We start from the raw sequence: 18,506 nt of genomic DNA, 5'->3' as shown, positions 1-18,506 counted from the left end.
TCGCGGGCCGAGGTTCGAACCCACGCGAACGGCCCGCTGATCTGCGAATTCCCGAGTAAGTGTAGTTCAGATCACACCACGCGACGACGTCTGGGTACTTCGGTCGGACGACAGAACGGCGCATCGAATTCACTTGAACCTGAACCCGGATTCAAGTACCGTCGGCCGCAAGTCACTGACGACGAACCTGCTGGGAGACGCAATGCACCTCGATGGCACCGTGGCGATCGTGACCGGCGCGGGCGGCGGCATCGGTGCCGCCATCGCAACCGAACTCACCAGCCGCGGCGGGCGGGTCGTCATCACCGATCTCGTCGCCGACGGCCTCGACACGGTGGCCGCCGAGATCGAGACGACCGCCCCCGACTCCATCGCCACGATCGTCGGCGACGCCGCCTCGCCCGACCACATCGACCGCTCGATCGCACTCGCTGAGTCGCGTTTCGGACCAGTCGACCTCTACTTCGCCAACGCCGGTATCAGCGGCGCACCCGGCTTGGCAGCGACCGACGACGAGTGGTCGCAGGTCATCGACGTCAACCTGATGGGTCATATCCGCGCGGCCCGGCGCCTGGTACCGAAGTGGGTGCAACGCGGCGGCGGATACTTCGTGTCGACAGCGTCGGCGGCCGGACTACTCACCCAACTCGGCTCGGCCACGTACTCGGTTACCAAGCATGCCGCGGTCGGTTTCGCCGAGTGGTTGAACGTCACCTACGGCGACCGGGGCGTGCGGGCGAGCTGCCTGTGCCCGATGGGCGTGGACACGAAACTTCTCCGGCCCGACGACACCCCCACCGACGACGAAGCACTCCTCATGCAGCGCGCCGTCGAGACCGCCGGCCGGGTGCTGACACCCGCCGAGGTCGCCGGCGTCGTCATGGACGCCATCGACGACGAACGCTTCCTCATCCTCCCCCACCCGGAAGTCCTGGAGATGTACCGGCACAAGGGCGCCGACTACGACCGATGGCTCAAAGGCATGCGCCGCTACCAGCAGAGCCTGATCTCGTGAACCGCGGGAACCGACCGACAATCAACAAGGAGAGCCCGATGGATCTGTTCACCCCGTCCGAACGCGCCGAGAAGTACCGCACGCAGCTCCTCGAATTCATGGACGCGCACATCTATCCGAACGAGTCGGTCTACGCCCAGCAGATGGCCGAGTCCGACAACCCGCACGCCACCCCGCCGATCCTGCTGGAGCTCAAGCAGAAGGCCAAGGACGCGGGCCTGTGGAATCTCTTCCATCCGCATCCCGAATGGGGGCCGGGACTGTCGAACCTCGAATACGCGCCGCTCGCCGAGATCATGGGCCGCGTCGGTTTCGCCTCGGAGGTCTTCAACTGCAACGCCCCCGACACCGGCAACATCGAGGTGTTCACCCTGTTCGGCAACGACGAGCACAAGCAGCGCTACCTCCAGCCCCTGCTCGACGGCGAGATCGCCTCCGCGTTCGCGATGACCGAGCCCGACGTCGCGAGCTCGGATGCCACCAACGTCGAGATGTCGATGGTCCGGGACGGCGACGAATACGTGCTCAACGGACGAAAGTGGTTCGCCTCCAACGTGATGCGCCCCGACTGCAAGGTGCTGATCGTGATGGGCAAGACCGATCCGTCCGCACCCATCCACCGGCAGCAGTCGATGATGGTGGTCCCGACCGACGCCCCCGGGCTGACCATCGTCCGCAACCTCCCCGTGTTCGGCTACGTCGACCGGGAAGGCCACGGCGAACTGATCTTCGACGACGTGCGGGTGCCCGTCGCCGACGTCCTCAAGGGCGAGGGCGAGGGATTCGCGATCAGCCAGGCCCGGCTCGGACCCGGCCGCATCCATCACTGCATGCGTGTCATCGGGGTGGCCGAGCGGGCGCTGGAACTGATGTGTGCCCGGGCGTCCACCCGCGTCACGTTCGGCAAACCGATCGCCGAGCGTTCGAACATCCAGGACTGGATCGCCGAGGCCCGCATCGACATCGAGATGGTCCGGCTGCTCACGCTCAAGGCCGCCCACATGATGGACACGGTCGGCAACAAGGAGGCTGCAACCGAGATCGCGGCCATCAAGGTCGCCGCCCCCAACATCGCGCTGAAGATCATCGACCGCGCCATCCAGGTACACGGCGGCGGCGGCGTCACCGACGACTTCCCCCTCGCGATGGCCTACGCGCACATCCGGACGCTGCGGCTCGCCGACGGCCCGGACGAGGTGCACAAGCGGGCCATCGCCCGACGCGAGCTGCGTCCCTATCGGGATGCCGCAGCCGCGGCGAAGGAGGCAGGCGCGTCGGATCGGACCCTCATCTCGCGATGACCCGACCGCTGACCGCACGGGGAGAACGCACCCGGGCCGGGTTGGTCGTCGCGGCGCGGACGGTGTTCGAACGGGACGGGTTCACCGATGCCCGCCTCACCGACATCACCGCCGAGGCCGGCTGCGCGACCGGGTCGTTCTACACCTATTTCGACTCCAAGGAGGACATCCTCGACGCCGTGCTGGCCGCGGCACAGGAGGAGATGCTGCATCCCGGTCTGCACCACGGCGAGACCGGAAGAAGTGAGGCGGATCCGATCGCCACCATCGAGGCCGCCAACCGGGCCTACTTCGAGGCCTATCGGCGCAATGCCCGGTTGATGATGGTGCGCGAACAGGTCGTCGGCGTCAGTCCGGAGTTCCGGGCGAAACGACTGCAGCGCGGGCAGGTCTTCGTCGAGCGGAACGCCAAGAGCATCAAGGAACTACAGGACGCCGGGCGCGCCGACCCCGACCTCGATCCGCTGCACGCGGCGGGCGCGCTGTCTGGGATGGTGTCGCGGATGGCGTACCAGGCGTTCGGGGTCGCCGACACCGACGATCTGGAAACGCTGGTATTCACTGCCACCCGGTTGTGGGTGAATGCGCTCGGTCTTCGCGGTGGAATTCGGCCGGAGCGCGAACAATAGCTCTCCTCACACACGCTCAGCCCACCCAGCACTGAACGGGCGCTGATCGGGGGGGACCTGAAATCAGCGTCCGAATGCTTGGGTGGGCTGAGCGAAGGGCCTCAGAAGAACACTTCCATGGCGAGGTCCCACAATCCACCGATGAAGTCCCAGAAGATTCCGATCATTTCTTGACACACCTCCCTTCGGTTCTCGTCCCGACCTCGACAAAGCAGGTCACACACCGCTTTCCAGCGGAATGGACGTCCGACCGGAGTCGGAAACCCGGGGATCGCCGTGGTCTCGACGATCATCATGAGGGTTGTCGGCGTGGGTTCTGAAAGCGTTACACCACACCGTAGGGTTTGGTTCTGACCAGAGTCTACGGTGCCGCGATGGCCGTCGTGCAAGGTTCACGAAGGAAATACGTCTAATGGATGACCAATTGCGCCAACGGAATCCATTCTCGAATTGAGAACCATTGTTTTCACAATTCTGTGGGAAACGGACTGCGCCTTTACTCGAAGTAGCGCCGCGGGACGTCGACCAGCATCGACTCGATGTCCTTGTCGCTCACCCCACGTTCCCGCAGCGCCGGCAACACGTCCTCACTGATGTGTCGGTAGTTCCACTTGGGCACAGCGGCCAGCTTGGCGTCGTGGTCGAACCAGTCGATGAAGCACGACGCATCGTGCGCGAGACCCATCCGGTCGGCGTATCCGCGTTCACACAACGCGACGACGGTGTTGATGCGGTCCTCGAAGGGCAGCAGCACGTCGAGCCCGAAGCGGTCCATGCCGAGGATCGATCCGGCGTCGGCCAGCTGCATGAGGTAGTCGAGATCGGTGGTGTCGCCCGAGTGCCCGATGACGACCTTGGTCAGGTCGACTCCTTCTTCCTTGAGTACTTGCTGGGCCACCACGCCGGACTGCGTGGCCGGATTCGTGTGGACGGTGATCGGTGCACCGGTCTGCACATGCGCCTGCCCGACCGCCCGCATCACCCGCTCCACCCCGGGCGTGAGGCCCTGGACCTCGATGGCGCATTTGAGGAAGGCGGCCTTCACGCCGGTGTCGGCGATCTGGTCGGTGAGATCCCGGACGAACAAGTCGACGAGAGGCTCGGGGACGTCGAACAAGAGACCCGGTCCGGTGTAGTGGAACTGGAACGGGATGTCGTTGTAGGTGTAGAGACCGGTCGCGACGACGAGGTTCAGGTCGATCTGCTCGGCGATGCGCTGTATTCGTGGGATGTACCGACCAAGCCCGAGCACGGTCGGGTCCAGGATGGTGTCGACCCCCAGCCCCTTCAACTCCCGCAGATCCCGAACCGCCTCGGCGATCTTCTCCTCCTCGTCCCAGTCGTACTGGTAGTTCTCGCGGAACTCCTCGCCGAGGACGAAGACGTGTTCGTGGATGAGCACGCTTCCCAGGTCGGCGGAGTCGACCGGGCCGGTGACGGTGTTGACGGTGCTCATCGATTCTTCCCAACTGTCGGATTGTGATGTGGATCACTCTCGAACGCTAAGGGAGGGTGCTGTCCAGTTCAAGCGAATCCGGCAGACCGCGCGGACCGGAGGATCGTTGCATGATGGAGCCATGTCGACCGCGCAATCGCTGGGCGTCACCACCGACACCGGGAACAGTGCCGCTCCGCGGGAGAACGTGATCCTGATCCACTGCCACGACGTCGGCCGGCATCTCGCCTGCTACGGCGCCACCGGCGTGGAGAGTCCGCATCTCGACTCGCTCGCCGCGAACGGAATCCGGTTCACCGCAGCCCACGCCACCGCACCCCTGTGTTCGCCGGCGCGCGGGTCGATCTTCACCGGCCGCTATCCACACAGCAACGGTCTCATCGGGCTCGCGCATCACGGCTTCGAATACCGCGACGGCGTCCGAACTCTGCCTGGTCTGCTCGGTGATGTCGGCTACCGGACCGCGCTGTTCGGGATGCAGCACGAGAGTGCGGACCCCGGCGATCTCGGTTTCGACACCGTCGACGTCGCCGACACGTCGTGCGACCCCGTCGTCGAACGTGCCGGGGCGTGGCTCGCCGACCACGTCCACGTCTCTGACGAACGCCCGTTCTTCCTCACCGCCGGCTTCTTCGAGGCCCATCGTCCCTACCCGTCGGATCAGTACCCGCCCGCCGACCCGGCCACCGTCACCGTCCCCGGCTTCCTGCCCGACTCCGCGGACGTGCGCGACGACCTCGCCGCGCTGCAGGGCAGCATCGCGCGTGCCGACGCTGCGGTCGGGCGCCTCCTCGACGTCGTCACCGATCTCGGGCTCGACGAGTCGACCTGGATCATCTTCTTCACCGACCACGGACTCGCGTTTCCGCGGGCCAAATCGACGCTGTACGAGACGGGTACCGGGATCGCGCTGATCGCCCGCCCACCACGCCGCCGAAACGTCCTGCCGCACACCTACGACGACCTGTTCTCCGGAGTCGACCTCACGCCCACGATCCTCGACCTGCTCTCCGTGCCGGTGCCCGACCGGATCGACGGGGTCTCGCACGCCGAGCCGCTCCTCACCGAGGTCGAAACACCAGCCCGCACCGAGGTTTTCACCGAGAAGACCTACCATGACGCCTTCGACCCGATCCGAGCCGTTCGCACCCAGGAGTTCAGCTACATCGAGAACTTCACCGACCGGCCGACACTGCTCCTCCCACTCGACATCGCCGACAGTGCGTCAGCGCGGGCGGTGGACCACACCGCGGCCGACGCACCCCGACCGCGGTACGAGCTCTATGACCTGCTCGACGATCCCGGGGAGCGCACCAACCTCGCCGACGACCCAACCCACGCCGAGACCCGTCGCCTGCTCGCGGCGACGTTGGAGGACTGGCGATCGCGCACCGGCGACCTGATCCCGGAGGAGCACGAGGGCAACGCGGTGGCCGAGGGCTTCCGGGCCCGGTAGTCGTCGCATGGAACTACTGCTCATCCGGCATGCCCTGCCCCTACGGTTGTCCGATCCGGCGGGCGCCGACCCGGAACTCACCCCGGAGGGTGAGGACCAGGCGAAACGCCTGGCGGCTGCGCTGGCCGACGGCCGCTACGGCACGGTGGACACGGTGGTCAGCAGCTCCTCACGCCGAGCGGTGGCGACGGCATCCGCGGCCGCCGCGGCGCTCGCGGTGGAGATCGAACTCGACGACCGGCTCGTCGAGGTCAGCCACGGCTGGACCACCTACGGGATCGCCCACACCTACCCCGACCGGGCGACGCTGCTCCGCGACATGAACGCGGGGAGGCTCGGCGACAACACCTTCGACCTCGACGCGTTCCGCGCCCGGGTCGTGACGGGAATCGAGTCGCTGGTTTCCGAGGCAGACCGCCTCGTCGCCGTCGTGTGCCACGGTGGTGTGATCAACGCATATCTGTCGCACGTCATCGGCGCCGAGAAGATGTTCTTCGCCGAGCCCTACTACACGTCGGTGTCCCGTGTCCTGGCGTTGCCCGACGGATACCGACAAGTGCTGTCCATCAACGAGATCGACCATCTGCGCTGACCACCATCAGGCAGTTCGGGCTCAGCTCACCCCGGGCTCGGCGGCGATGGTCAGCCAGATCGTCCGGGACAGCGCGGCCACGACGCGATCGTCGGAGGTCACGTCGGCACCCGAACCGAGAATGTGCTGGGTGATGCTGCGTTCCACCATCCAGGTCACCGCGGCCACCGATTCGTCGGTCACCGCCGAGTCGATCCGCCCCGACTCGCGCCACCGCTGCACCCGCCCGCACGCGAAGTCGATGAACCGGTGAATGCGGCCGAACCAGAACTCCGCGACCTCCGCGTCATAGGCCGCGGCCTCACCCAACGCCCGCATCAGCGGCCAGTGCTTGCGGAACTCGGCCACCATCGCGCCGATCGCCCGTTCCACCCCGCCGGCACCGGCATCGAGTGACGCGTCGTCGGCGAACCATGATGTCGGGGCGGCGAAGAACTCTGCGGATGCGACGTCGGCGACCTGGATCAGCACCTGACTCTTGTTCGGGAAGTACTGGTAGAAGTTGGTCCGCGACAGACCGGACTGTTCGGCGATCCGCTGCACCGGGAGCTCGGTGAACCGCTCACCCGTGCCGAGCAGATCCTCCACCGCCCCGAGTACCCGCTCGGTCACCTCCGCCCGGCGCTGCATGGCGTGCCCCGCTTGCGATCTGGTCACCGAACCCATGCGGCCGATGCTACGCCACCCTTGACACCCCGTGTGTGCAGGCATAACGTAACTCTGACACCGTGTCGGACTGCATGTCGGGGATCGGTCGGAGGGAGCGTGGATGGGCTCAGCCGTCGAGCAGTTCGACGCGGTCATCGTCGGTGCACGGATTGCGGGATCGGCCACCGCGATCGCCCTCGCCGAGCGGGGTCTCCACGTGCTCGCGATCGATTCCGCACGATTCCCGTCCGACACCTTGTCCACGCACCTGCTGTGGCCGACGACGATGGCCGAGATCCAGACGCTTGGCGCACTGCCGGCCGTCGAGGCCATCGGCGCGCCGCGGATGCCCCTCGCCGAAGCCATCCTCGACGACATCGGATGGCGCACCACCTATTCGCCGGTCGCCGGCATCGACTTCGCGATGTGCGTGCGCCGAACCCACCTCGACGACGCGCTGGTCCGGACTGCACGTTCCGCAGGGGCCGAGATCCGCGAACGTTGCACGGCCACCGACCTCATCCGTATCGACGGACGAATCGGCGGCATCCGCTACACCGACGACGACGGCAATAGCCACGACGTTCGGGCGCCGATCGTGATCGGGGCGGACGGGCGTAAGAGTTTCGTGGCGCGGCAGGTGGGCGCCGACGCGCCGACCCTGGTCGCACCGAGTGGCCGGGTCTGCTTCTACGCCTACTGGTCGGACTCGCGAACCGATCTGCGGCACATCGCATCCCAATGGCGGGTCGGTCAGTTGCTGGGTACCGCGTTCCCCTGTGACGGCGGCGATCTGCTGTGTCTGTTGCAGCCGCCGGTGGAACTGGCGCCGGAGTTCAAAGGTCGTAAGGCTCACGACGCGTACCTCGAAGGCGTGGCCGCGTTGCCCGGGCTGGCACGACGACTCGACGACTGCGAACTCACGTCACGGGTGCGTGCCTGCACCGGCATCGAATCGTACTTCCGGCGTTCGAGCGGCCCCGGTTGGGCTTTGCCCGGCGACGCCGGCCATTTCAAGGATCCGGTGACCGCGCAGGGAATCCGCGACGGACTGCGCTACGGCCGGCTGCTCGGCGAAGCGCTCGCACCGGTGTTGGGCGCCCGGACCGGAGTCGACCCCGCTGCGGTGGACCGTGCGACCGCCGCATGGGCCGACCAGCGTGAACGCGACTGCATCGACGTCTACCACTGGACCAACTTCCTCGCGTCGGGCCTACCGCCGTCGCCGTTGGAATACGAGTTGTACCGCCAGGCGCGGGAAGCACCCGACTATGCGGCAGTGCTCTCCGACATCTACAACCGCGTCCAACCACCGGCCTCGATGATGCCGGTGACGACGTTGGCCGGCTCGGTCGTCAGGGCCCTGCGCCGCCCCGACGTGACGCTGCGTGACGTCGCCGGCGACCTCCGGTTCCAGCAGAAGCGGATGCTCGCCGACTGGCTGGAGAAGCGGCGGTTCCTGCGCGGTCGTACGAAAGACAAAGGCGCTCCGGCTATCTCAGTCACCGAACCGGAAACCCTCTCGCTGGTCGACTGACCCTTCCCTCGTTGGTCGAGTAGTCCGAGGCGCCCCCCTTCGTTGGTCGGGTAGTCCGAGGCGCGCCCCCCTTCGTTGGTCGGGTAGTCCGAGGCGCGCCCCCCTTCGTTGGTCGAGTAGTCCGAGGCGCCCCCCTCTCGTTGGTCGAGTAGTCCGAGGCGCTAGCCGAGGACGTATCGAGACCTCCTGCGGCGCGCGAGGTCTCGATACACCCTCGGCTAGCGCCTCGGGTTACTCGACCAGCGGGAGAAGGTGTGTCTCCGGCTACTCGAACACCGAAAGAAGAGACGTCTCGGGCTACTCGACCAGCGGAAGGAAGAAGCGGAAGTTGAGGCGCCTCGGGTTACTCGACCAACGACAAGGTAAGGCGCCTCGGGTTACTCGACCAACGGAAGGGGGCGGCCCATGTTAATGAAACCCGCTCCGCAATTATTCTCCCGGAAACCAGCACGCAATAGATCGGGCGTGAACTGAATGTCGTAGCCGCCCGACGGCCACACACCACGATCCTCGGATCGAATCCTCCTGTGAGGCAGCGTCGCCTCGACTTCCATCCTGATGTCGACGGCCCGACCCGTCGCGCCCCATTCTAGGAGACCACGTGTCCTCTTTCGACGAGACCATCACCGAGAACATCGCCACGTCGCTCGGTGAGATCCCGCACCCCTCGCTGCCGAAGGGCTCGAACATCTACGGCGGAACCAAGATCTTCCCCGACTATCAGGCCGAGGACGGCGAAACCTACTTCACCCTGGTGCACGGTATCGCCCATGAATCGTCGGTCTCCTTTGTCGCCGTCCTGCAGGCCACCCGCGCCCTGCGCAAGGGATTCGAATCCGCGATCTACTTCTACGGTCCCGGAGCCATCAATTGTCTTGCCACACGTGGCTTTCCGAAGACCGGCGACTCCGGATTCCCGGGCGAGCAGAACATCAACGACTCCCTGGAGACCTTCATCTCCGAAGGTGGCACCGTGTTCTGCTGCCGCTTCGGGCTCGCGCTGCACGGCGGCCGCGAGGAGGACCTCATCGAAGGCGTGATCCCCGCCCACCCGCTCGACGTGCAGGACGCCATCATCCACTACGCGCGCAAGGGCGCGATCATCAACTCCACCTACATGGTGTGACCGACCGCGAGGCAATCTCATGACCACCATCGCTGCGGTCGCGGCCAACTTCACCCGCGACCTCGAGCAGAACTACGAGACGATCGCCGACTACGTGGCGCAGGCCCGCGAACGCGGCGTCGACTTCCTGGTGTTCCCGGAGGCGGCCATCGGCGGCTACCTGTCGTCGCTCGGCAACCACGGCGACACCGTCAAGAACACCACCCGTTCCATGCCCCCGGCCATCAGCTTGGACGGACCGGAAATCGCACGCGTGCAATCGATCATCGGTGACCTGGTCATCGCGATCGGATTCTGCGAACTCGCCGACGATGGCGAGACCCGTTATAACGCCGCCGCCGTCCTCGACGGCACCCAGATCTACGGCAGCTACCGGAAGGTACATCAGCCGCTGGGGGAGAACATGTCGTATTCGTCGGGCACCGACTACGGCGTGTTCGACACCCCGGTCGGCCGTGTGGGACTCCAGATCTGTTACGACAAGGCCTTTCCCGAGGCCGCACGGGTGATGGCACTTGACGGCGCGGAGATCATCGCGAGCCTCTCTGCATGGCCGGCGGCACGGACCGCCACCGCAGAGAACCTGCAGGAGGACCGCTGGACCTATCGGTTCAATCTCTTCGACACCGCACGGGCTCTCGACAACCAGGTCTTCTGGATCGCCTCGAACCAGGCCGGCACCTTCGGATCGCTGCGCTACGTCGGCAACGCCAAGATCGTCGATCCCGGCGGCAACATCCTCGACACCACCCTGCTCGACAGCGGGATGGCCGTCGCCGACGTCGATATCGCGGGCACCTTCACCGCCATGCGCGCCGGCATGTTCCACCTGCGGGACCGCCGGCCCGATGCGTACGGGGTCCTCACCGAACTCGACGCGACCGGCACCGCCGGATGGCGGGACCTGTCCCATGCCTGAGATGACCGTCACCGTGCGGTGGCCCGATGGCCAAGTGCAGGAATGTTATTCGCCGAGCCTCGTCATGCACGACCACCTCGACGTCGGCGGCACCTACGCCGTCGACGACTTCACCACCCGCGCCACCACCGCGCTGGCGGAGGCCGCCGAACGGGTGCGGGCGAAGTTCGGATTCGCCTGCACCTCGGCGGCCGCCACCGCCGACGACATCACCCGTGCCGCACAACGTTACGACGCCGACGCGCGTGTCGAGGTACTGCGCATGCACCCGCCACTTCCCACCCCATCCCCACTGGAGACACCATGAGCGCCAACGCTCATCACCCCGTCGTGATCGTCGGCGCCGGCCAGGCCGGCCTCTCGGTCAGCTGGTACCTCGGACGCGCCGGCGTCGACCATCTCGTCGTCGAATCCACAACACCCACCCACGCCTGGGCCGACTCACGCTGGGACAACTTCACTCTCGTCACCCCCAACTGGCACTGTCGTCTGCCGGGATACACCTACGACGGTCCCGATCCCGACGGTTTCATGACCCGCGACGAAGTCGTCGCATGGTTGCACGGCTGGCTCGACACCTTCACACCGCCAGTCCGGTCACACACCACGGTGACTCGGCTCCGCCAGATCGGCGACAGCGGTTTCGAGCTGACCCTCACCGGCTCGGATGGCGTCGACACCGTCACCTGTGATCAGGTCGTCGTCGCCACCGGCGGCTATCCGTTGCCGATCATCCCGCCGTACGCGTCATCGATAGACCCGGCGGTCAGCCAGATCCACTCGGAGCAGTACTTCAACCCCGAGCAACTGCCCGACGGTGCGGTGCTGGTGGTCGGGTCCGGTCAGTCGGGAACGCAGATCGCCGAAGACCTGCACCTCGCCGGACGGCAGGTCCACCTGGCCATCGGCAACGCGCCACGAGTGGCCCGCTTCTACCGCGGGCGGGACTGCATGACCTGGCTCGCCGACATGGGGCTCTACGACACCCCCACCCAGGAGTACCCGGGAGGCAAAGCGGCACAGGAGAAGACCAACCACTACGTGACCGGCCGCGACGGCGGCCGCGACGTCGACCTGCGCCAGTTCGCATCCGAGGGGATGAGTCTCTACGGAACCCTGGTCGACGGCAAGGACTCGACCCTGCGGTTCGCACCCACACTGACCGCCGCCCTCGACAAAGCCGACTCGGTGTACAACTCGATCTGCGCCGACATCGACCGGCACATCGAGAGGAACGGGATCGACGCACCACCGCCGTCACGCTACGAGGCCGTGTGGTCGCCGCCGACCGACCCCACCGAACTCGACCTCCAAGGCGCAGGCATCACCAGCATCGTCTGGGCCATCGGCTTCCGCCCCGACTACCGATGGATCGAGGCGAGCGCCTTCGACGGGGCAGGACGGCCCATGCAAACCCGCGGCATCACCCAGGTACCCGGACTGAGCTTCGTCGGACTGCCGTGGATGCACACATGGGGATCGGGCCGCTTCCTGGGCATCGACCGCGACGCCCGCCACATCGCCGACACCATCGTCGAGACACTCGGCCAGACGCAGCCGCGTCTCGCCGCGGTGCGGTAGGCGATGGCATGACCCGCCAACCGATCTCGGCTGTCTTCGCGGACCGGGCCCGCACCGAGCCGAACGCGATCATTGTCCGCGACGCCACCAGCACCGCGACGGCCGCGGAGATCGACAACCGCGCCACCCGGGTCGCTCGGCTGCTCGACGCTCGTGGTGTCCGCCGCGACGACCGGGTGGTGGTCTCACTTCCGAACGACATCTCGTTCGTGGTCGCGTGCGTCGCCATCTGGCGGGTGGGCGCCACCCCGATGCCGCTCTCACCCGATCTCGCCGTCGACGAACGCGCCGCACTCGAGGATCTCGGCCGCCCAAGCGCTGCATTCGGCCCCCGCCCGCACCGGTTCGACGTCGCCTGGATCGCCGAAGCGCAAGCCGAGGGGCTCTCCGATGCCCCGATGCCGGAGCGGTGGGCGCACAGCTGGAAGGCGCCGACCTCGTCGGGGAGTACCGGCCGGCCGAAGGTGATCGCCAGTACGGCACCGGCACTGGTCAATCCGGCGGCGCCCATCGCGCCGTTCGTGCCGCAGCACGCAAACCAACTCGTGACATCTCCTTTGTGGCATTCGACGGCGTTCACCTACGCCTTCCGCGGGCTCACCGCAGGACATCGCCTGGTCATCGAGCCGAGGTTCGACGAACACCGCTTCCTCGACGCCGTCGAACGCCATCGGATCACCTGGGCAGTGCTGGCACCGCCATCCATCCGCCGACTCCTACGGCTACCGCAGGAGGTGCGCGACCGCCACGACGTGAGCTCGCTGGAATCCGTCCTCCATCTCGGGGGCCGGTGCCCTGTCCCGGACAAACACGCGCTGATCGAGTGGCTCGGTCCGCATCGAGTCACCGAGGTATACGCCGGCAGTGAGTCGAACGGTCTCACCATGATTCGCGGTGACGAGTGGCTCCGGCACCCGGGGTCCGTCGGCCGGGGGGTCGGTGGCACCGAGATCCGCGTAGGGGCCGGCCCCGGCGCCCTGACGGCGTCCGGAACGGGCACCATCTGGATGCGCCGCGGCACCACCAGCACCTACACCTACCTGGGCGCCCGGACGCTGCGGACCGCCGACGGCTGGGACACGTTGGGCGACATCGGGTCTCTCACCGACGACGGATACCTGTACGTCCACGACCGCGCCGCCGATTCGATCCACCGTCACGGCACGCCGGTCTACCCCGCCGACATCGAGCAGACCTTCGAGCGGCATCCGGACGTGCGTGGTGCCGTCGCGGTCGGAGCGTCGAACGGTGTCGGCGGGACGTCCATCACCGTTCACGTCGACATCGCCGATGCCGCCATCACCCTCGACGAGCTGAAGCACTTCGCCGCACAACACCTCACCGGCGCCGACCGCCCGGACCGGATCTGCCTGTCCCACCGCCCCCTCCGCAACGACGCGGGAAAGATCCGCCGACGCGCCCTCATCGGCTGCGGCCACGAGCCGTCGGCATCCCTGCAAGTGAACGGAGCACGCACGTGACCGTCTCCACCCGCGTGGACCTCGCCCTCCTCGGCATCCGGGGCACCCCGCCCGTCAACCGCACCGGCGGCGCCGGACCCACCGACGACGGCCATCTGCTGATCGACGGCCGGAGTGCCGCGATCCCGCGTAACCCGAACAGCCCGTTCGTATTCGACGGACACCGCGTGATGTATGACGGTGTCGACGCCGGTCTGCAGATCGAGTCGATCGCCCGGCCGAGGTTCTACGACCTCACCACCGACGACGGCGTGCCGTTCGAGAAGATCGCCAAACTGCACGGCGCCGATGTCCTGGCCACCACGGTCGTACAGACCTGCATCCGATACCGCGAAGACCAGCGCTGCCGATTCTGCTCCATCGAGGAGTCCCTGCGATCCGGGTCGACGGTCGCGGTCAAGAAGCCCACGGACCTCGCCGCCGTCGCCCGCGCCGCCGTCGACCTCGACGGCATCACCCAGATGGTCATGACCACCGGCACGTCGGCCGGAACAGACCGGGGTGCCAAACATCTCGCCCGCTGTGTCCGTGCGGTCAAGGCGGCGGTGCCAAACCTGCCGATCCAGGTGCAATGCGAACCGCCGGCGGATCTGGCCACCATCACCGACCTGCGTGACGCCGGCGCCGACGCCATCGGTATCCACGTCGAATCCCTCGACGACGACGTCCGCCGCCGTTGGATGCCCGGCAAATCCACGGTGCCTCTCGACGAGTACCGCGCCGCGTGGCGCGAGGCGGTGCGGGTGTTCGGTCGCAACCAGGTGTCGACCTATCTACTGGTCGGGCTCGGCGAGGATCCCGACGAGATGATCTCGGGTGCCAAGGAACTCGCCGACATGGGTGTCTACCCGTTCATCGTGCCGTTCCGCCCACACGCCGGGACCCTCGCGGTCGATGTCGACGCCGCCTCCGCCCCTGACGCCGCCATCGTGGAGAAGGTCAGCCGGGAGGTCGCCGCGCACCTGCACCTGATCGGCATGTCCGGCGCGGAGCAGCGCGCCGGGTGCGCTGCATGCGGAGCGTGCAGTGTCCTGCAGAACGTGGGAGGGTGACGCGATGCTCGACGGCACCACGATCCCCGCGCCGGCCGTGCCACGTACGGGTGACCTGTCCATACTGTCCGGCAGCCGCACAAAGAGGCAGGCGCCCTTCATCATTCGTATCGCCGATGAGCCCCCTGCACTTGCGGCTTATCACCAACTGCGGCATGCCGAGTTCGTCGAGCGGCAGGCTCTGTTCCCGCGCACCGACCGAGACGACACCGACGACGATCCCCGTACCGTCGTGCTGGTGGCGACGGCCCCGGACGGTTCGGTGGTCGGCGGTGTCCGTCTCGCACCGCGCACCGACGACGACATCGGCTGGTGGTCCGGCAGCCGCCTCGTCGTGGTCGACTCCGCCAATGCCGCAGGTGTCGGCGCGGCGCTGGTCCGTGCTGCCTGCGCGCATGCGGAATCACACGGCGTCCTGCGATTCGACGCGACCGTGCAGGACCGGTACGTACCGATGTTCCGGCGACTCGGCTGGCAGGATCGCGGGTGCGGACCCACGGTTTCCGGGCGCGCGCACCGCGAGATGCTGTGGCCGATTCACCGCATTCAGGCCACCGCCGACGCAACCAAGTCGATGCTCGCCGACGTCCTCGCGCCTTTGACACAACAGTCAGGTGGCCTCGGACCCAATGGTTTCCGCGGCGACGACGGGGTGCCCGTCCCGGACTCGCAGGTCATCGCGGCATGCGACGCCATCGTCCCCGCGATGGTCGAACGGGACCCAGAATGGGCCGGGTGGTGCTCGGTCCTGGTCAACATCAACGACCTCACCGCCATGGGCGCCACACCCCTCGGATTGCTGGACGCCGTCGCGGCCCCCACCCGGTCGCACCTCACCCGCATCATCCGCGGCGTCGCCGCGGCCGCCGAGGCGTGGCGGACCCCGGTCCTCGGCGGGCACACACAGGTCGGCGTGCACGCGTCGTTGTCGGTCACCGCACTGGGCCGCACCGACCAACCGGTGGCAGCGGGCGGTGGACGTCCCGGCGACGCCGTGTCGCTGATCGCCGATCTCGGCGGTGCGTGGCGGCCCGGATACCACGGACGGCAATGGGACAGCACCAGTTTCCGATCAGGCGACGAGCTCGCCGACATGGCCGGAACCGTCGGCAGAGTGCGTCCGGCCGCGGCGAAGGATGTCAGCATGGCAGGTATCGCCGGCACGCTCGGCATGCTGGCCGAGGCGTCGGGCACCGGAGCCGAACTCGACGTCGCGTCGGTCCCGCGTCCGGTCGACGCCGACATGGGCAACTGGCTCACCTGCTTTCCCGGCTACGCCATGCTGGTCGCCGACCGTGAGCCGGTTGACGTGGGGCGCGGACCCACCACCGCTGCGCCATGCGGACGCCTCACCCCCGACCCGGGCGTGCGGCTGCGCTGGCCGGACGGCGCGGTGACCGTCGCCGTCGCGTCCACGGTCACCGGACTGGGTGCCGCGTGAGTAGAGTCCGATGACATGACCACCGTCACGCTCGGCGCCCTCGCGGCGCACTTCGGACGAGACGTGGAGCGCGGTGTGTCCAAGGCGGTGGGCATCATCGACGCCGCCCGCCGCGACGGCGTCGATCTGCTGGTGTTTCCCGATGCCTCGATCGGCGGATACATCGGTGACCTGCGCCGACCCGATCCCGACGAGCTGCCGCCGACGCTGGAGCCCGACGGACCCGAGCTTGCGGCGATCGCGGCCGCGGCCGGCCCGATGACCGTGTGTATCGGGTATACCGAAGCGGCAGAGGGAAAGCGGTACAACACCGCAGTGTGCCTGTCCGGTGACGGAGTGCTCGGAACCCACCGTAAGGTGCATCAGCCGGCGGGGGAGTCACTCGCCTACGCGGCGGGGGAGTCGTTCTGCGCCTTCGACACTCCCGTCGGGAAGCTCGGCATGTTGATCGACTACGACAAGACGTTTCCCGAATCCGCCCGCACTCTCGCGCTCGACGGCGCGCGCATCATCGCCGCGCTCAACGCGTGGCCGGCCAGCGTCACCGACCGCGCCGCACGACTCCCCGCCGACCGGCAGTCCCGGCTCTTCGACCTCTACGATTGCGCCCGCGCCGCCGAGAACCAGGTGTTCGTGGTGTCGTCGAACCTCACCGGCGTCACCGGTTCGCTGCGGTTCCTGGGGCAGGCCAAGGTCGTCGGGCCGGGCGGCGACATCCTCGCGAACACCCGATCCAAGGGCGGACTCGCCAAGGCCGACGTGGACGTCTACGCCGAGATCACCCGCGCCCGAAGGGTCCTCAACCATCTGGCCGAACTGAAGACCGACACCTACCAGTCGAGGCGATGACAATGCGTATCGCCCTGCTCACCTACTCCACCAAACCGCGCGGCGGGGTCGTGCATACGCTCAACCTGGCCGAGGCCCTCGCCCGGCACGGCGCCGACGTCACCGTGTGGAGTCTGGCCCGCGGCGGGGACGCGGGATTCTTCCGAGAAATCGATCCCGCTGTCACCCAACGCCTTGTCCCGTTCCCCGACCTCCCGGACGAGTCGATCACCGACCGCATCGTCCGGTCCATCGCCGCGATGCGTACCGTGTTCGACTCCGCCGACTACGACATCGTGCACGCGCAGGACTGCATCAGCGCCAACGCCGTCGGAACCTGCATCCGGACCATCCATCACCTCGATCAGTTCACCACGCCGATCCTCGTGGAGTGTCATGAGAAGGCCGTCGTCGACCCCTATGCGCGGATCTGTGTGTCCCGCGCCGTCGCCGACGAGGTGCGCGCCGGGTGGGGACTCACACCCACCGTCATCCCGAACGGGGTTGACTACCAACGCTTTCACGATGCCGCCGGTTTAGGAGCTGCGCACCTACGCAGACAGTGGCGCGAACGGCTCGGCCCGTACGTTCTCGCCGTCGGCGGCATCGAACCTCGCAAGGGCAGCATCGATCTGCTCGAGGCATTCGCCCGGATGCGTACGCAGGCACCGGATCTGTCGCTGGTATTCGCCGGCGGTGAGACCCTGTTCGACTACCGCGACTACCGGGCTGAATTCGAGCGGCGCCAAGCCGAACTCGGCGTCGAACCTATCGTGCTCGGGCCCGTCGCCGACGACACGCTCCCGTCGCTGGTCGCCGCCTGCGACGTCTTCGCGTTCCCGTCCACCAAAGAGGGATTCGGGCTGGCCGCGATGGAGGCCCTCGCCGCCGGACGCCCCGTCGTCGCACGAGAATTGCCGATCCTGCGAGAAGTGTTGGGAGACACGGTCACCTACGCCGCCGACGTCGACGCCCTCGCCGACGAGCTACTCGCCGCCCGCACCCCAGACCCGTCTCGTCGCGAGGCCGGCCAGGCCCTCGCCCGCTCCCTCACCTGGGACGCCGCCGCCCGCGCCCACCTCGACTTCTACGCCGACCATCCCCACCCCTTCCACCCGCTGGTCGAGTAGTCCGAGGCGCTCCCTTCCCCGTTGGTCGAGTAGTCCGAGGCGCTAGCCGAGGACGTATCGAGACCCACCCCCTACCGCTGGTCGAGTAGTCCGAGGCGCTAGCCGAGGACGTATCGAGACCTCTTGGCGCTCTGGAGTCTCGATACACCCTCGGCTAGCGCCTCGGGTTACTCGACCAACGAGGGACCCTCGGCTAGTGTCCTGCGCCGTTAATTCGTTGAATAAGTCTGCCGATGGAGCCGAGGATGTCTTCGGCGGTTTTGGTCCAGATGAATGGTTTGGGGTTGGCGTTCCATCCGGCGATCCAGTTCTTG

General features: G+C 67.2%; 17 protein-coding genes. 15 read left to right on the top strand and 2 right to left on the bottom strand.

The genetic code is table 11. From position 1 onward, the window contains the following. Window positions 1-202 precede the first annotated feature (202 nt). Genes V1Y59_RS23040 through V1Y59_RS23030 form a run of 3 tightly spaced genes read left to right on the top strand, consistent with a single transcriptional unit; the run spans window position 203 to window position 2,945 of the window. The gene (locus V1Y59_RS23040; RefSeq protein WP_330507365.1) at window positions 203-1,015 is read left to right on the top strand and encodes an SDR family oxidoreductase; all 813 of its coding nucleotides are present in this window, start codon (window positions 203-205) and stop codon (window positions 1,013-1,015) included. 38 nt (window positions 1,016-1,053) lie between these two features. After that, the gene (locus V1Y59_RS23035; protein ID WP_330507364.1) at window positions 1,054-2,316 is read left to right on the top strand and encodes an acyl-CoA dehydrogenase family protein; all 1,263 of its coding nucleotides are present in this window, start codon (window positions 1,054-1,056) and stop codon (window positions 2,314-2,316) included. Further along, window positions 2,313-2,945, top strand: a complete 633-nt coding sequence (locus V1Y59_RS23030; protein WP_330507363.1) for a TetR/AcrR family transcriptional regulator — start codon at window positions 2,313-2,315, stop codon at window positions 2,943-2,945. The genes V1Y59_RS23035 and V1Y59_RS23030 overlap by 4 nt, the downstream gene beginning before the upstream one ends. A 496-nt stretch (window positions 2,946-3,441) precedes the next feature. Here the strand turns inward: V1Y59_RS23030 and V1Y59_RS23025 are convergent, their stop codons facing one another. Further along, a complete protein-coding gene (locus V1Y59_RS23025) occupies window positions 3,442-4,401 on the bottom strand; it encodes a phosphotriesterase family protein (protein ID WP_330507362.1) in 960 nt (319 codons plus the stop codon). A gap of 121 nt (window positions 4,402-4,522) precedes the next feature. On the opposite strand from V1Y59_RS23025, the gene V1Y59_RS23020 reads away from it, so the two are divergent. Then, entirely contained in the window at window positions 4,523-5,857 is a 1,335-nt protein-coding gene (locus V1Y59_RS23020) for a sulfatase family protein (RefSeq protein ID WP_330507361.1), read from the top strand. A gap of 7 nt (window positions 5,858-5,864) precedes the next feature. Further along, window positions 5,865-6,449 (top strand): histidine phosphatase family protein, encoded by a 585-nt coding sequence (locus tag V1Y59_RS23015; protein WP_330507360.1) that lies wholly within the window; start codon window positions 5,865-5,867, stop codon window positions 6,447-6,449. Between the two features lie 21 nt (window positions 6,450-6,470). On the opposite strand, the gene V1Y59_RS23010 is transcribed toward V1Y59_RS23015, so the two are convergent. Further along, window positions 6,471-7,115, bottom strand: coding sequence for a TetR/AcrR family transcriptional regulator (locus V1Y59_RS23010; RefSeq protein WP_330507359.1), 645 nt, complete (start codon window positions 7,113-7,115; stop codon window positions 6,471-6,473). Between the two features lie 103 nt (window positions 7,116-7,218). Between V1Y59_RS23010 and V1Y59_RS23005 the strand changes: the two genes are divergently transcribed. The 10 genes from V1Y59_RS23005 to V1Y59_RS22960 all read left to right on the top strand — a co-directional run bounded on the left by V1Y59_RS23005 (window position 7,219) and on the right by V1Y59_RS22960 (window position 18,192). Beyond that, a complete protein-coding gene (locus tag V1Y59_RS23005; protein WP_330507358.1) occupies window positions 7,219-8,634 on the top strand; it encodes an NAD(P)/FAD-dependent oxidoreductase in 1,416 nt (471 codons plus the stop codon). Between the two features lie 601 nt (window positions 8,635-9,235). Next, window positions 9,236-9,760, top strand: coding sequence for an MSMEG_0572/Sll0783 family nitrogen starvation response protein (locus V1Y59_RS23000; protein WP_330507357.1), 525 nt, complete (start codon window positions 9,236-9,238; stop codon window positions 9,758-9,760). 19 nt (window positions 9,761-9,779) lie between these two features. Continuing rightward, window positions 9,780-10,679, top strand: a complete 900-nt coding sequence (locus tag V1Y59_RS22995; protein ID WP_330507356.1) for a carbon-nitrogen hydrolase family protein — start codon at window positions 9,780-9,782, stop codon at window positions 10,677-10,679. Beyond that, window positions 10,672-10,986: an MSMEG_0570 family nitrogen starvation response protein gene (locus V1Y59_RS22990; protein WP_330507355.1), complete on the top strand. Its 315-nt coding sequence runs from the start codon at window positions 10,672-10,674 to the stop codon at window positions 10,984-10,986. Before V1Y59_RS22995 ends, V1Y59_RS22990 begins: the two co-directional genes overlap by 8 nt. Then, on the top strand, window positions 10,983-12,260 hold the full coding sequence (locus V1Y59_RS22985; protein WP_330507354.1) for an MSMEG_0569 family flavin-dependent oxidoreductase: 1,278 nt from the start codon (window positions 10,983-10,985) through the stop codon (window positions 12,258-12,260). The genes V1Y59_RS22990 and V1Y59_RS22985 overlap by 4 nt, the downstream gene beginning before the upstream one ends. An 8-nt stretch (window positions 12,261-12,268) precedes the next feature. Next, window positions 12,269-13,741: an AMP-binding protein gene (locus tag V1Y59_RS22980; RefSeq protein ID WP_330507353.1), complete on the top strand. Its 1,473-nt coding sequence runs from the start codon at window positions 12,269-12,271 to the stop codon at window positions 13,739-13,741. Continuing rightward, on the top strand, window positions 13,738-14,793 hold the full coding sequence (locus tag V1Y59_RS22975; RefSeq protein ID WP_330507352.1) for an MSMEG_0568 family radical SAM protein: 1,056 nt from the start codon (window positions 13,738-13,740) through the stop codon (window positions 14,791-14,793). Before V1Y59_RS22980 ends, V1Y59_RS22975 begins: the two co-directional genes overlap by 4 nt. A 4-nt stretch (window positions 14,794-14,797) precedes the next feature. Then, complete coding sequence (locus tag V1Y59_RS22970; RefSeq protein ID WP_330507377.1) at window positions 14,798-16,234, top strand: MSMEG_0567/sll0787 family protein; 1,437 nt, start codon at window positions 14,798-14,800, stop codon at window positions 16,232-16,234. Between the two features lie 15 nt (window positions 16,235-16,249). Beyond that, complete coding sequence (locus V1Y59_RS22965; protein ID WP_330507351.1) at window positions 16,250-17,083, top strand: carbon-nitrogen hydrolase family protein; 834 nt, start codon at window positions 16,250-16,252, stop codon at window positions 17,081-17,083. Window positions 17,084-17,085: 2 nt separating this feature from the next. Beyond that, entirely contained in the window at window positions 17,086-18,192 is a 1,107-nt protein-coding gene (locus V1Y59_RS22960) for an MSMEG_0565 family glycosyltransferase (protein ID WP_330507376.1), read from the top strand. Window positions 18,193-18,506: the final 314 nt, after the last annotated feature.

The sequence above is a fragment of the Gordonia prachuapensis genome (genome assembly GCF_036350515.1).
Taxonomy (GTDB): Bacteria; Actinomycetota; Actinomycetes; order Mycobacteriales; family Mycobacteriaceae; genus Gordonia; species Gordonia prachuapensis.
Note: the sequence above shows the minus strand (reverse complement) of the source record. Positions and strands in the feature narration are given on the sequence as shown.

Excerpts from the sequence above, each read along its gene's own strand:
- V1Y59_RS23005 (WP_330507358.1), top strand. The coding sequence starts at position 7,219 with ATGGGCTCAGCCGTCGAGCAGTTCGACGCGGTCATCGTCGGTGCACGG.
- V1Y59_RS22970 (WP_330507377.1), top strand. The coding sequence starts at position 14,798 with ATGCTCGACGGCACCACGATCCCCGCGCCGGCCGTGCCACGTACGGGT.
- V1Y59_RS23025 (WP_330507362.1), bottom strand. The coding sequence starts at position 4,401 with ATGAGCACCGTCAACACCGTCACCGGCCCGGTCGACTCCGCCGACCTG.
- V1Y59_RS23010 (WP_330507359.1), bottom strand. The coding sequence starts at position 7,115 with ATGGGTTCGGTGACCAGATCGCAAGCGGGGCACGCCATGCAGCGCCGG.
- V1Y59_RS23040 (WP_330507365.1), top strand. The coding sequence starts at position 203 with ATGCACCTCGATGGCACCGTGGCGATCGTGACCGGCGCGGGCGGCGGC.
- V1Y59_RS23015 (WP_330507360.1), top strand. The coding sequence starts at position 5,865 with ATGGAACTACTGCTCATCCGGCATGCCCTGCCCCTACGGTTGTCCGAT.
- V1Y59_RS22990 (WP_330507355.1), top strand. The coding sequence starts at position 10,672 with ATGCCTGAGATGACCGTCACCGTGCGGTGGCCCGATGGCCAAGTGCAG.
- V1Y59_RS22980 (WP_330507353.1), top strand. The coding sequence starts at position 12,269 with ATGACCCGCCAACCGATCTCGGCTGTCTTCGCGGACCGGGCCCGCACC.
- V1Y59_RS22965 (WP_330507351.1), top strand. The coding sequence starts at position 16,250 with ATGACCACCGTCACGCTCGGCGCCCTCGCGGCGCACTTCGGACGAGAC.
- V1Y59_RS22960 (WP_330507376.1), top strand. The coding sequence starts at position 17,086 with ATGCGTATCGCCCTGCTCACCTACTCCACCAAACCGCGCGGCGGGGTC.
- V1Y59_RS23020 (WP_330507361.1), top strand. The coding sequence starts at position 4,523 with ATGTCGACCGCGCAATCGCTGGGCGTCACCACCGACACCGGGAACAGT.
- V1Y59_RS22995 (WP_330507356.1), top strand. The coding sequence starts at position 9,780 with ATGACCACCATCGCTGCGGTCGCGGCCAACTTCACCCGCGACCTCGAG.
- V1Y59_RS23035 (WP_330507364.1), top strand. The coding sequence starts at position 1,054 with ATGGATCTGTTCACCCCGTCCGAACGCGCCGAGAAGTACCGCACGCAG.
- V1Y59_RS23030 (WP_330507363.1), top strand. The coding sequence starts at position 2,313 with ATGACCCGACCGCTGACCGCACGGGGAGAACGCACCCGGGCCGGGTTG.
- V1Y59_RS22985 (WP_330507354.1), top strand. The coding sequence starts at position 10,983 with ATGAGCGCCAACGCTCATCACCCCGTCGTGATCGTCGGCGCCGGCCAG.